Raw genomic sequence first — 12,982 nt, forward strand, 5'->3', positions numbered from 1 at the left:
TCAGCTGGATAGAGCACTTGGCTACGAACTAAGGGGTCGGGAGTTCGAATCTCTCTGAGCGCACCAACTTGAACAATGAACCGCTTTTATAGCGGTTTTTTTGTGTCTGAAATTTGTATTTTTTATGATTTAAACATGTTTGTGTTGTAGGTGGTCAGATATAGTGCTAAAGCAATAGCATTGATGATCATTAGAATAAAATAGGGGGCAAGGAATGTTTCCGAAAAAAAATTCAAGCGTAGTGTGTTACAGCGATGGTGAGTATGTTTATCAACATCTTGATCTGGTGATTTATTTATCTGACAAAGCCTGTTTTAGCTGCCAAGAAAATTTAGAAGGCGTCGTGGATGATTTTATCCATTTAAGTTTGGGTGAAAAAGTCAGTTTATGTGGTGGCTGTAAGCAACAATTACAACCAATTGTTCAAACTTTAGCTTAAAAAACTCAATTTGAGTGTTATATGTTCAGTTAAACGCAGTTTTGTGCAAAAGGGCTTAACAAAGTTAAAAATTTATATATAATGCACTTCATCAAGACGTCGCGCTCATAGCTCAGCTGGATAGAGCACTTGGCTACGAACTAAGGGGTCGGGAGTTCGAATCTCTCTGAGCGCACCAATCTTGATAAGAATTCCTAAAAAAACCGCACATAGATGCGGTTTTTTTACGTGTGTATGTTCTATACACGACAAGCATCAACAAGCCATGCAATATGGTGTAAGATTTGTGCTATTTCATTATGTGTTCATGGGCTTATGTCTGACAGCAAATCGAGTCTCTCACTTCGTTATTATTTAACTTTAGAAGAATCCCAAGATGGATTTGCTTTGGCAACCTTTGGTAAAAAGCAAATTACCCGTTTTATTACCCCATTGGTCTGTGTGGCAATTTTAGTGTGGGGCTTATATTTAGGCGTAGATGGGGTTGGGCGTTATTATGTGGCGCTTGGTGCCTTCTTCTTGGTGTTACAACTGTTAATGCGTTATTGGTTTTTACCCATGATGTTTAAGCGTCAGTTTGTCAAATATCAATTTGGTAAAAGTGAGCAAGGTTTAGATCTTTATCAAGATTATGCAGAAATTTTTGCCAATGGCGGCACTAAAACTTTGCATTATCACGAAGTCGCAAATTTTGCCGAAGGTAAACTCACCTATATGCTAGAGCTAAAAAGCCGTATGGTGGTGATTGTGCCAAAACGTGCTTTGCGTGATGCTCATGAGCATGCATTATTTAGCAATAGTTTTAATAAAAAATAAAAAAGGGTTTATGTATGTCTTTATCACCATCCAAGATTGTTTGTGTAGGGCGCAGTTATGCGGCGCATGCCGCCGAACTTGGCAATGCCATTCCTGATCAGCCTGTGCTGTTTTTAAAGCCACCGAGCAGCTTAACGCCTTTGGCTGATGGTATTGCTTGGAACCAAGCTTTAGGCAGCTGTCATTATGAATGTGAATTATGTTTGCGTATTGATCAGCCTTTAAGTCAAGTGACCAATCCTGAGCAGGCTTTAGCTGCAATTGGAGCAATTACTTTAGGTTTAGATTTAACATTACGTGATTTACAAGATCAATTGAAGACCAAGGGGCATCCTTGGGAGCGTGCTAAAGCCTTTGATGGTGCCTGCTTGCTTGGTGATTGGGTAGGTGTAAGCGAAATTAAGGCTTGGGATCAGGTGCAGTATCAGCTTGAAATTAACCAACAAGTGCGTCAAGTGGGTGATACGAGTTTGTTAATTTTTAGTATTGCAGAGCTATTGATTGAAATTAACCAAAGCTTTAGCTTACAACCAGGTGATGTGGTTATGACAGGTACACCTGCAGGTGTAGGGGCATTACAAGCCAATGATCAACTTAATATGACGCTCAAAGGTCAAAGCCAAGATTTTGTGTGGCGCACTTACGTTAAAGCTTAAACTTGTAAATAAAAAAAGGACTGCTTGGCAGTCCTTTTTTGGTTAGTCACGCATTAAATGCGCAAACTTGCTATGTAGTTTTAATAGTTTAGGTGGAATGGCAAAGTTACAATAGCCTTGGGTTGGGTTTTTGGCAAAGTAATTTTGGTGATAGTCTTCGGCAGGGTAGAAAGTGGGTACAGGACTGAGCTCTGTGACAATATTTAAGCCTTCAGCGCACAGTTCAGCAATCATTGCTTTTGATAATTGCTTTTGTTGATCATTAAAATAATAAATCACCGAGCGATATTGTGTACCGACGTCACCACCTTGACGGTTTAATGTGGTTGGATCATGAGTTGCAAAAAATACATCAAGTAATTGTGCATAGCTGATTTGAGTTTCATCAAAGTCTACCAACAATACTTCGGCATGGTTGGTTTCACCTGTGCAAACTTGTTCATAGCTTGGATTTGGCATATCACCGCCAGCATAACCACTGGTGACTTTGGTAACACCGTTTAAGCGTAAAAACACGGCTTCTACACACCAAAAACAACCACCGCCAAATAGAGCCTGTTGCATATTGTATTCCCTAAGTTTTTTGCATTTATAAACTTTAATATAAAGCTAAAGCTAAAAACTACAACGTCGCTTGAGTCTAAATGCATAAAAAGCCTGCTATTGCAGGCTTTTTTTAACAATTTTTAACGCTTAGCGTGGTTGCACTGCACTACTAAATTGTAATAACACATTGCCATTCTTGTCGGTGAGTTTTAAAGTTTTGTTGTACACCACATAATGAGTCACTTTACCCAAAGCCTCTACATACTTTTGTGGCACGTAGGTTTTGTCCATACACGCCATTTTAGTGCTAGCCAATTGTGACAAGCTTAAGGTTTCACGACCTGCGGCATAGCCACCCATAATACGATTACAACCATCTGCACCTGATACACGACCATCTTTAGAAAATTGTAGACTTGGAATGTTGTTGGTGCTTGGCTTGGTGGTGACTTGCATGGTACCAATGTGTGTTAAAATCCATGTGCCATGCTGCAATTGCATTAAATTGCTTTGGGTGATGGTTTCAGATGGACCTGGTTGTACAGGTGTAGTTGAACACGCAGTGATCGCAAGGCTTGCACCCAATAGGGCAACAGTACATAATTTTTTTAGCATGAGTGAGACTCTTATTGTCATTAAGTTCATCTTATCTTATGCAAAAAATTGCTGACTGTAAGCATAATTTACAAAAATTAAGGTGATGTAAGGTCTTGGCGCAATAAAGATGAATATTCTTGGCTACTAAGCACTGGCGCATGGCGTTTAGGATTCACGTGCGCCAGCTTGTACCAGGTTGCCATATCAATTTGGGGGTCTAGCACCCCTAAATCATGTAAATAATTGGGCAAATAGCCCGAAGCTATTAAACGATAATCGCGAGGTAAGCTTTGATTAGTCGCGGCTTGTACCATATCAAACACCAACGTGGTGCAATTACTGGTTAACGTGTTATACCACTTTGGGGTGTTTTGTAATTGCTTGGCTTTACTTAGATATTGTTCAAATAATGCCCGTTGCTGCTGAGCTTGCATTTTAATAGGGAAAAAATACACCTGTTCACCGCGCACATTGCTGCGTGTGTAAATAATGTCTTTTTCATCGGCTGCTATAAGGCTGAGTTCAAATTTACGAAAAAAGCCACCTAAGGCAGAAAAATCTTCATGTTGTTCTTTGCGAATTTCAATGGAAAACGTAATGGGGGCACTGTTATAAAAATCAAAGCTGACCAAGGTATGCGCGATTTGGGGTCCCATCCAATAAGAGGTGATCATATTCACCCCTGAAATTTGGCTTAAATCAACTGTGCGGCTTTCCCAACGCTCAACATAGCTACCATCGGCTTGCCAAGCAAAATTTCGCACATTGTGTAAGGTGACCAAATTGCCGTGTTGTTCATAGTTGAGTAAACGTGCAACTTCAGGATTCCATTGGCGATTTTGCTCAGGTGATAATGAAAAATACCAAGTTAAACCCAGCAATAAGCCAAGCATATACAGCAATACATCTTTCTTACGGCCTAACCAATGCGTGGCATATATGCCAAGTACACTTAAGGCAAAGGCAATCCATATTATAATGAAGGCATAAGACGCAACATGACCTAAAGGTTGCTGTATCCAGATTGCCATACATAACCACAATGAAGACAGCACCACGCTTAAGCTAAAGCCTATATGCAACAAAGCATGTAAGATGCGTTTTAAAGATGCTGTCATCATCATGATCTAAGCCAAAAGCTTATTTTTGATAGGTTGCAAACTCAAATGCAATCCCTGTTTTGTCGTCGACATGTTGCTCAGCGGCAACTTTTTTAAATTCAGCCGGAATGGCAGGGTAATGCGCGTCACCTTGTACATCTAATTCAACATGAGTGAGCTCTAAACGATCGGCAATCGCTAAGGTTTGTGTAAAGATTTCACCGCCGCCAATAATAAAAATGCTGTTTGGTTTCTCTGATGCTTTGACATCAGCAACAGCTTGGCTTAAGGCATCTTCAATAGAATACGCAACCTTAGTGCCTACAAATGCCCAATTTTGATCACGGGTAATTACCCAATTGACACGTTTGGGTAAGGTACGCCCCATAGATTCTAAGGTTTTGCGTCCCATCACCACCACACCACCTTGGGTGATTGCTTTAAAGTGTTTGAGGTCGGCAGAAATATGCCATGGCAAGTCGTTTCCTTGACCAATACAGCGCTGCTGATCCATTGCCACCACGTGTACCACTTCTAAATCTTGAAATGCCATGCCCAAAATATCCAAATAAAAGAATCAAAATTTATGCCTATTAAAATGCAAAATCCCCCTATAAGAAAGGGGGATATTGTAGATCGAGCAAATATTTAACTTAAACGGCGACCGGTGCTTTAATAGCAGGGTGTGACTCATAGCCGACTATTTCAATATCTTCAAACTTAAAATCAAATAAATCTTTGATTTGTGGATTCAGCTGTAATTGGCATAAAGCCAAAGGCTCGCGGCTGAGTTGTAATTGTGCTTGTTCAAAATGGTTGGCATATAAATGTGTATCGCCACCTGTCCAGACAAAATCACCAACCTCTAAATCACATACTTGCGCAATCATATGTGTTAATAGCGCATAGCTGGCAATATTAAACGGTACACCTAGAAATACATCGGCGCTACGTTGGTACAACTGACACGACAATTTTCCGTTATGCACAAAGAATTGGAACAATGTATGGCAAGGCGGTAGCGCCACTTGACTGGCTTCGTTTGGATTCCAACCCGACACGATTAAACGACGTGAATTTGGGTTGGTTTTGATTTCGTTAATCAACCATTTGATTTGGTCAAAGCCATCAGCATTATAGCTATTGTCTGTATTTTTGGTCGCACCAAAATTACGCCATTGGTGACCATAAACCGGACCTAACTCACCTTCAGGACGACCAAAACGAGCGGTTTGTTCAGCCGTTGACCATTCATCCCAAATGCTGACCTTATGATCTTTTAAATATTGAACGTTGGTATCGCCTTTTAAAAACCACAACAGTTCAATCACAATCGAGCGAAAGTGAACCTTTTTTGTGGTTAATAAGGGAAAACCTTTGGAAAGATCAAAGCGCATTTGATGACCAAATACAGAACGTGTTCCTGTGCCTGTACGGTCGCCTTTGTCGCCACCATTGTCGAGGATGTGTTGTAAAAGGTCTAAATATTGACGCATAGAACTCTCAAATCATTTTAGTCGCTTTGACTGAAGTTAAATTAAAATGGGGAATGTGCCAATCATACAGATTTTTTGTTAAAAAGCCTATGCGCTCAGATTTAAGCTAAACTTGAGGACATATACTTAACTTAAACTATGCTGTTTGGCTCTTGGTCAACTGCATGTACGCCATATAGATCTAAACATCTACAGTCAAAAATAAGTGGATTTTTAAGTGTTAAAAGCAATATTTTAAGTCTTAAAAGCGATTAATTGCGGTATCTGTTTTACAATAGTTTTACTCAAAAAGCTGTTAGGTGTATTTGTATAGCTGATTGATACTTAAGTTAATATAAAAAATAATGTTATTTTGGTGGTTAATTTTAGCCTAATTATTAACCTTTTCTTACATTTTAAACAGTGAAAAAAACGATTAATCTGTTTAGTATGCCGTCTTCTTAAAATATGCAGTTGGGTCTGCTGAGGATGGTGTAAAAATTATGGTTGATGTTCAAAGCGTGAATGTGAGTGCTGTAACTGCCCCTGTTCAAGCCAATGTGTTACGTCGTGCGCAAGCGACGCAAAAGCCGCCTAAGTCTATTGCTAAACCTGAAAAAAACAGCATGAAATTTAATGGTCAGCGCATTGATGTCAATAAAATGACCCAATATTTGCAAGGGATTACCCGTCAAACCACCACGCGTAAGTGTGCGCGTAGCGTCCGTTTAGCACTGCAAGCTGCGGGTGCTCGTTTTAAAAGTCATCCTGTTGCAGCAGCAGATTGGGGTTCAACCTTAACCCAAATTGGTTATCGCAAAATTAATTTGGCTTTTGACCGACCACAAAAGGGTGATATTTATATTATTGATCGCACTGCAAGCAATCGTTATGGACATATTGCGGCATATTCAGGTCAAGCATGGGTGTCGGATTTTAAACAGCGTAGTCATGCGGTATATAAAAATAAAAACGTCAAATATGAATACTATCGCTTGGCATTTTAATTAAAACGTGGTGCGCGGTTGCTGTAAATTGACACAATAAATAAACTGAGCACACTAAAGCCAATCGCTTGTAGCATTAAGGCCCACACATGCTGCGAGGGTAGTAACAGCATTAAGCCCAACCAATACACGATTGGCAGCAGAAAAAACAGTGCATCAAACATGTTGTTATAACGCTGTTGGCTTTGTAATTTGAGCTTAATTACGCGTAATACATGCACAAGTGCACCTAAGCCTAAGCTCAGCAGACTAAAGGCTAAACTCAGCTCTGCCACTTTGGCACATGCATAAATCATTAAACAAACCGCCACACATAAGGCAAGTTTGACTTGTCGATTACAGCGCGCTGAATACCAAAAATCTAACATTATTGATCCTGAGCTTTGAGCAAAGAAAAAGGTGAAAATAAGCAAATGGCCAATGCCATAAAACCAATGCCTTGAGCACCTAAGATTAAGATATCGCCATGTTTAAGCTGCATAAAAATAATCGCAATGATTAAAGCAATAGGAATCCAATGTAATACGCGCGCAAATATACTTTGAGTTGGAGCAAAATGTAGTTTGCAGTAACGACACATTAAAAAAATAATGCCTGTCCCTAAACACATTAAAATCGCCATTAAGCTTAAAGGATTCAGCCAATACAACACCGCTGTCACGAATACCAATATTCCAAACAAGCTAAATTTACGACCTACAGGCACATTCGGGTCAAACCAAAACTCAAGCATCGGCACAAGGCTAAATAAAATAGGAGGCTTAATGTAGCAAATTGGCATAAAAAAAGGTGAAGCGATTGCTCCACCTTGCAGGCTTTAATTGAGTTTTTGAGGACCCCAATCATAAACATTTTTCTTGTAGGCGTACCATAGCATCCATGCGCCCACCAAAATCATCGGTAGACTTAAGAACTGTCCTTTACTCATCCATGCAATGAACAGTTGGCTGTTGTCGGGTTCACGGAAGAATTCCATGACAAAACGCGCCACACCATAACCCATCAAAAATACGGCCGACACCGCCATGCGTGGACGAGGCTTAGCGCTAAACCACCACAGCAGAATAAATAACAATAAACCTTCAGCAAATGCTTGATAAAGCTGCGATGGATGACGCACCAATTGTAGAGGGTCGGTTGGGAAAATCATGCCTAGCGCAAAATCAGGATTGGTGACGGAACGACCATATAATTCACCACCAATAAAGTTACCTATACGCCCAAACATTAGACCTGTGGGTACGCAAGGGGCAATAAAATCTAAAGTTTGGAACCATGACATTTGGTATTTCTTACACCACAGCAGCATGGCTAAAACCACACCTAAAAAACCGCCGTGAAAGCTCATACCACCGGTCCAAACTTGGAATAACCATAATGGATCTGCCAAGAATTGTTCAAAGCCGTAAAAGAACACATATCCAACACGACCGCCAATCACGACGCCTAAAGCGCCATAGAAAATCAGGTCAGAAACCATATCTGCCGTCCAACCTTGACGTTGTTTTGCGCGGTAAGTGGCCAAGCCCCATGCAAATAAAAACGCCAATAAATACATTAGTCCATACCAATGCACTTGCAGTGGCCCAATTGCAATCGCAACGGGGTCAATATTTGGATAGGTCAGCATTTAAATTCCTTGATCTTGTTTTGTATAGATTCTAGCTGAAAGTTATGAAAAATGTTGTACATTCAATGTGTAAAGATCAGGGAGTACAACATGTGTATTGTGGCTTTGGCATGGCAGGTCATTGATGGAATGCCCTTATGCTTAATTTCCAATCGGGATGAATATTATCAGCGCCCAACTCAAGCGCTCAAAGCTTGGGACAAGAGCAATATCATTGCCGGACAAGATCTTGAACAAGGTGGCACATGGATGGGCGTGACCAAAACCGGACGTTGGGCGGTGATTACCAATTTTCGTGATGGACAAGACCAAAAACACTATCCGACTTCACGCGGGCATTTGGTTAGTGATTTTTTACAGTCAGATTTAGCCCCAATTCGCTTTGCAAAATTCTTAGAAGCCAAGCAATGTGATTATGCTGGTTTTAATATCTTTATGGGTGATCAAACGCAAGCGGTCTATATGAGCAATCGGGGTGAAGCCCCACAAGTGCTTGCACATGGGGTGTATGTAGTTTCCAATGCTTTAATGCATGAGCCTTGGGAGAAAACTCGGTATTTACGCAAACGTTTTACCCAAGAGTTATTGCCATTGTTACAACAGACTGAGCAATCTGAGATTGAAGATGCAGTATGGGATATTTTGCAAGATCAACGTAAAGTGCCAGTGGATTTGCTGCCTAATACCGGAATTTCTAGTCAAATGGAACAACTACTGTCTTCGACTTTTATTGAAAGTGCACACTATGGTACGCGTTGTTGTAATTTTTTGACTTTAAAACAGCAAACTTGGCATTGGCTTGAGAAAGATCAAACAGGAAAAATCGTGCCTATACAGCAAGTACTGACATAAAAAAATCCCTCAAGTTGAGGGATTTTTTACAATGCTGATTTAAGCAGGTTGAGTCGCTGCTTGCTCAAAACCTTCGCCTGCAATGATACCGCCATCTTTACGGGTAATGACCACCGTTGCAGAACGTGGACGTGTACCACGACCACCACTTAAATTAAGCGCTGCTGGGTGGTTGCTTGGCCATGTACCGCCTGGGTGCTGTACGTTCACAAAGATTGCTTTGTAATCAGGTGTCATGGTCACACCCGTAATTTCACAACCACTTGGACCAGTTAAGAAACGACGTAGTTTTGAGTCATCTAAAACTGCACCAGTCGGTGTTAATCGTGTCGCATCACCTGATTTGGCTTCAGCAATTTTACCATCGCCCACTTGACCTGGTAATGCTGCCAACATCATACAGTTGGTTTCATCGGTATAAGCGCCATCATCGGTTTGAATCCAAAGAATACCGCGTGGGTCAAACCACATACCATCTGGGCTTGAGAAGTCGTTGGCATCAGTTAAACCTGAAAGGTTAACATTCTCAAGCGAGTCAGCTTCGGCACCAAATAAGAAGATGTCCCACACAAAGTCTAATGCAGTTGTCGTGTCGCCATTTTCACGTAAACGGATAATATGACCGTTGATATTACCGCGTAATGAAGTTGAACCACTGTCGTTGTCGAAGTAGTTACGTGGGTTAGCTGCATCAGTGTCATAGTTACGACCACGATTACTATTGTTGGTTAATGTAACGTATACTTCACCATTTTTTGGATTGACTGCGACCCATTCAGGGCGATCCATTTTGGTCGCGCCAACAGCATCACCTGCCAAACGTGTATTAATAAGCACATCCGCTTGGTCAGCAAAGCGATATTTATCGTAATTGGCAATTAATGGGTTATTGATTGAAAGCTCAATCCATTCACCAGTTGCGCTTTGCGTTGCTTCATTAAAGTCAAATTTCGCCACATAAAGCTTACCGTGGTCCATATATTTGTCACCAGCAGCATAGCCGCCGTTAACATCTTTAGGATTCCACTGAGTGTCTGAAACAAATTTGTAGATGTACTCGCCTGTTGAGTCATCACCCATATAAAATGCAAGGTTTTGACCGCTAATAGCACGGCTAGCACGGCAATCTTCGTGGGCAAAACGACCAAGCGCAGTACGTTTTACAGGACGCTCAGAGGTTGCAAATGGATCAATTTCAACAATCCAACCAAAGGTGTTGGTTGAGTTACGGAAATCTTCTTCAGCCGTTAAATCCACTTCTTTACGTGTTAACCAACGGTCGTATTGGTATTCTGTGTCTGCAACGCGGTTTTCAACCGTATGCCATGCATAATTGCTCTTAGTTGGAATCTTATAACGGCTTAAAGATAACAATTCAGCGTCAGTACGGTCTGCATCTTCACGTGAGAAGTATTGGTTGAAGTTTTCTTCTGTGGTCAGGTAAGTGCCCCAAGGCGTATAACCATTACCACAGTTGTTAATCGTACCTAATGAAAACAGACCTTCAGGGCTTGTTGCTGTTTTAACTAAATCATTACCCTTAACTGGACCTGCAAAATTAATTGGCGTTGCAGCAGTAATACGACGGTTAAACGGTGAATTACGGTTAATTTCCACCACTTGTGTGGTTGGATTTTTCACAATATGTACAATAGATACGCCATGTGCGTTGATTTCACGGATTACATCATCTTCGCCACGGATTGGTTGACCTACCGTATTATTTGCAGGATGTATTAAACGTGCATTGCTGATGTATTCATGGTTCATCACCAATAAACCTTCAGTCGATTCATTGGCATCATAGCGCTCGTTTTTCATACCAAAGAAAGTCATGCCATCATGGCATTCGCCCGAACGTTTGGTAAATGACGCGCCCGATGGAACATTGTTGTCGTCCCATTCTGCTAAGTTTGGTGCAATTGGGTCGCCCATTGCGTAAAGCACACGCGCTTCATAGCCTTCAGGTACGCTAAATGCATTTAAAGTGTTTTTATCTACAGCTTTAAACTGTAATGATGATGGTAGTTTACTTTCATCAAAAACAGAATCATCAACAATTGATGCTGAATCATTGTCATCACTACAGCCTGTTAATGTTGTTGCTAAAGTGATGGCAACAGCACCACCTGCAGTTTTAGTAATGAGTTCACGGCGACTGATCTTTTTATTAAACAGATCTAAAAATTCAGCATTTCCTGAAGTATTGCTGTCGTAATCATCATTAAAAGGCATTTGTTCAGACATATTATTTTCCTAGCGATTAAGTGCGTCGGTATTTGAATGGTTGAGCACCACATTAAAGTGCGAATATGACAAAATATTGAAGGGTTTATTGCAATCTGATGAAATAAAAAAAGAGCAGATAAAACTGCTCTTTAATTTATTAAATTTTTGTTTTAATTACGTTTTTCTAATATTTTTCCGGCCAGTAAACCCAACTCAAACAACATCCACATTGGAATGGCAAGCATAATCATAGAGAGGGCATCAGGTGGTGTTGCAAACATCGCCACAAAAAAACAACCCACAATAATAAAGCGTCGATTGGCTGCCAATTGTTCGGTGGTGACTACACCAATTAAAATTAAAATTAAGGTGACAATTGGAATTTCAAAGGTTAAGCCAAAGACTAAAAATAGCTTTAAACAGAAACTCAAGTAGCTATTAATATCGGTCATAGGTGCGACTGTTTCGGGCGCCACACTCATAAAAAAATGCAAGATTGAAGGCAGTGCTACAAAATAAGCAAAGGCAATACCACTATAAAACAGCACAATACTACTGACCAACAAAGGCAACGCTAAGCGCTTTTCTTTAGCATAAAGTGCTGGGCGTACAAAGTCCCATAACTGATAAATGATAAATGGCATAGCAAGCATCAGTGCTACAAAGAAATTGAGCTTGAATGGTGCCATAAAGGTAGCCGTCACATCGGTTGCAATCATTGATGATGTGGTGGGCATTTGCGCACGCAGTGGCTCAGACATGAGTTGATACGTTTCATTAGCAAAGGGCAATAAGCAAAAAAACAATACCAACAACAGACCCACAATTTTAAATAAATGCCGACGTAGCACAATTAAGTGTTTAGTAATCGGCATTTCTTGAAGTTGTTCAGCATCTTTAAGTGGCTGTGAGTGTGTGTTCATACGGCCACCTTGTAGACAGGGCTAGCGAGCTTTTTAGTTTGCAGCGGTACAGCGAGTATTGGTTTTTCGTAAGGTACATAAGCGGTAGCTGGTGACTGTTTTTCTAGCACAGCGACTTCAGGCTCAATAAGATTGACCTTTTGTTGTTCAAGCGTCTGCATTTGTATCTGCATTTTCGCTTCAAGTTCCTGAATTTTTTTCATCTCTTGCTGCATTTGTTCACGCAGCTCAGATAAACGTAACTCACGATCAATATCGTTTTGTACATTACTGATTAAACGTTTAATTTTGGCGTAAGTTTTACCAGCAAAACGCGCAGCTTGCGGTAATTTATCTGGCCCGAGCACCAATAATGCAATGATGCCGAATAGCAGCAACTCCGCCATTCCAATATTGAGCATGACAAGACATCCAAATTAATTTTTATGAATAGAATCTAAATTTTGGGCGCTATGTTCTAAGGTGCGTGGTTCGCTAAGTTGAGTTTGAGTTTTCTCATCTTCACGAATTGATTTTTTAAAATCTTTGACAGCACCACCCACATCTTTACCGAGGTTTTTAAGTTTTGATGTGCCAAACAATAACAACACCACAATCGCAAAAATAAGGACATGCCAAATTGATAAACCAGCCATCTTTTTTCTCTTCGTTTGTAATGTTGCCTATATCAACAGTTCTATATGACAAGGTGGTGACGTTTATATTGCAGTTT

General features: G+C 40.6%; 16 protein-coding genes, 1 tRNA gene and 1 pseudogene. 6 read left to right on the forward strand and 12 right to left on the reverse strand.

Features of this window, described 5'->3' with window-relative positions; genetic code table 11:
- The first annotated feature begins 214 nt into the window (after positions 1–214).
- The 4 genes from Q0017_RS00920 to Q0017_RS00935 all read left to right on the forward strand — a co-directional run bounded on the left by Q0017_RS00920 (position 215) and on the right by Q0017_RS00935 (position 1,911).
- Positions 215–439, forward strand: a complete 225-nt coding sequence (locus Q0017_RS00920; RefSeq protein WP_298141699.1) for a hypothetical protein — start codon at positions 215–217, stop codon at positions 437–439.
- A gap of 101 nt (positions 440–540) precedes the next feature.
- Positions 541–617 (forward strand) — tRNA-Arg (locus Q0017_RS00925).
- Positions 618–754: 137 nt separating this feature from the next.
- Positions 755–1,255, forward strand: a complete 501-nt coding sequence (locus Q0017_RS00930; RefSeq protein ID WP_298141702.1) for a YcxB family protein — start codon at positions 755–757, stop codon at positions 1,253–1,255.
- Between the two features lie 14 nt (positions 1,256–1,269).
- Positions 1,270–1,911 carry a fumarylacetoacetate hydrolase family protein gene (locus tag Q0017_RS00935; protein ID WP_298141705.1) on the forward strand — a complete coding sequence of 214 codons (642 nt, stop codon included), beginning with the start codon at positions 1,270–1,272 and terminating at the stop codon, positions 1,909–1,911.
- Positions 1,912–1,953: 42 nt separating this feature from the next.
- Here the strand turns inward: Q0017_RS00935 and msrA are convergent, their stop codons facing one another.
- From msrA to thyA, 5 genes are all read right to left on the reverse strand, one after another.
- Positions 1,954–2,475, reverse strand: a complete 522-nt coding sequence (gene msrA, locus Q0017_RS00940) for a peptide-methionine (S)-S-oxide reductase MsrA (RefSeq protein ID WP_298141708.1) — start codon at positions 2,473–2,475, stop codon at positions 1,954–1,956.
- 129 nt (positions 2,476–2,604) lie between these two features.
- Complete coding sequence (locus Q0017_RS00945) at positions 2,605–3,072, reverse strand: META domain-containing protein (protein ID WP_298141711.1); 468 nt, start codon at positions 3,070–3,072, stop codon at positions 2,605–2,607.
- Positions 3,073–3,149: 77 nt separating this feature from the next.
- Positions 3,150–4,178 carry a DUF4105 domain-containing protein gene (locus tag Q0017_RS00950; RefSeq protein WP_298141714.1) on the reverse strand — a complete coding sequence of 343 codons (1,029 nt, stop codon included), beginning with the start codon at positions 4,176–4,178 and terminating at the stop codon, positions 3,150–3,152.
- A gap of 16 nt (positions 4,179–4,194) precedes the next feature.
- Positions 4,195–4,707, reverse strand: coding sequence for a dihydrofolate reductase (locus tag Q0017_RS00955; RefSeq protein WP_298141717.1), 513 nt, complete (start codon positions 4,705–4,707; stop codon positions 4,195–4,197).
- Positions 4,708–4,807: 100 nt separating this feature from the next.
- Entirely contained in the window at positions 4,808–5,650 is an 843-nt protein-coding gene (thyA, locus tag Q0017_RS00960) for a thymidylate synthase (RefSeq protein ID WP_298141720.1), read from the reverse strand.
- Between the two features lie 482 nt (positions 5,651–6,132).
- Between thyA and Q0017_RS00965 the strand changes: the two genes are divergently transcribed.
- Positions 6,133–6,636, forward strand: coding sequence for a CHAP domain-containing protein (locus Q0017_RS00965; protein ID WP_298141723.1), 504 nt, complete (start codon positions 6,133–6,135; stop codon positions 6,634–6,636).
- Here the strand turns inward: Q0017_RS00965 and Q0017_RS00970 are convergent.
- From Q0017_RS00970 to lgt, 3 genes are all read right to left on the reverse strand, one after another.
- Positions 6,633–7,004, reverse strand: coding sequence for a hypothetical protein (locus Q0017_RS00970; protein ID WP_298141726.1), 372 nt, complete (start codon positions 7,002–7,004; stop codon positions 6,633–6,635). The genes Q0017_RS00965 and Q0017_RS00970 overlap by 4 nt on opposite strands.
- The gene (locus Q0017_RS00975) at positions 7,004–7,369 is read right to left on the reverse strand and encodes a hypothetical protein (protein ID WP_298141729.1); all 366 of its coding nucleotides are present in this window, start codon (positions 7,367–7,369) and stop codon (positions 7,004–7,006) included. Before Q0017_RS00975 ends, Q0017_RS00970 begins: the two co-directional genes overlap by 1 nt.
- 84 nt (positions 7,370–7,453) lie before the next feature.
- On the reverse strand, positions 7,454–8,266 hold the full coding sequence (gene lgt, locus Q0017_RS00980; protein ID WP_298141732.1) for a prolipoprotein diacylglyceryl transferase: 813 nt from the start codon (positions 8,264–8,266) through the stop codon (positions 7,454–7,456).
- A 90-nt stretch (positions 8,267–8,356) separates the two neighbouring features.
- On the opposite strand from lgt, the gene Q0017_RS00985 reads away from it, so the two are divergent.
- Positions 8,357–9,118, forward strand: coding sequence for an NRDE family protein (locus Q0017_RS00985; RefSeq protein ID WP_298141735.1), 762 nt, complete (start codon positions 8,357–8,359; stop codon positions 9,116–9,118).
- 39 nt (positions 9,119–9,157) lie between these two features.
- Here the strand turns inward: Q0017_RS00985 and Q0017_RS00990 are convergent, their stop codons facing one another.
- From Q0017_RS00990 to Q0017_RS01005, 4 genes and pseudogenes are all read right to left on the reverse strand, one after another.
- Complete coding sequence (locus tag Q0017_RS00990) at positions 9,158–11,365, reverse strand: PhoX family phosphatase (protein ID WP_298141739.1); 2,208 nt, start codon at positions 11,363–11,365, stop codon at positions 9,158–9,160.
- 152 nt (positions 11,366–11,517) lie between these two features.
- On the reverse strand, positions 11,518–12,270 hold the full coding sequence (gene tatC, locus Q0017_RS00995) for a twin-arginine translocase subunit TatC (protein WP_298141742.1): 753 nt from the start codon (positions 12,268–12,270) through the stop codon (positions 11,518–11,520).
- Between the two features lie 134 nt (positions 12,271–12,404).
- A pseudogene (gene tatB / locus Q0017_RS01000) lies at positions 12,405–12,671 on the reverse strand (Sec-independent protein translocase protein TatB); the annotation flags it as partial.
- A 15-nt stretch (positions 12,672–12,686) separates the two neighbouring features.
- Complete coding sequence (locus tag Q0017_RS01005; protein WP_298141748.1) at positions 12,687–12,905, reverse strand: Sec-independent protein translocase subunit TatA; 219 nt, start codon at positions 12,903–12,905, stop codon at positions 12,687–12,689.
- Between the last annotated feature and the right edge of the window lie 77 nt (positions 12,906–12,982).

Origin of the sequence: uncultured Acinetobacter sp., assembly GCF_947624825.1 — a bacterium.
Taxonomy (GTDB): Bacteria; Pseudomonadota; Gammaproteobacteria; order Pseudomonadales; family Moraxellaceae; genus Acinetobacter.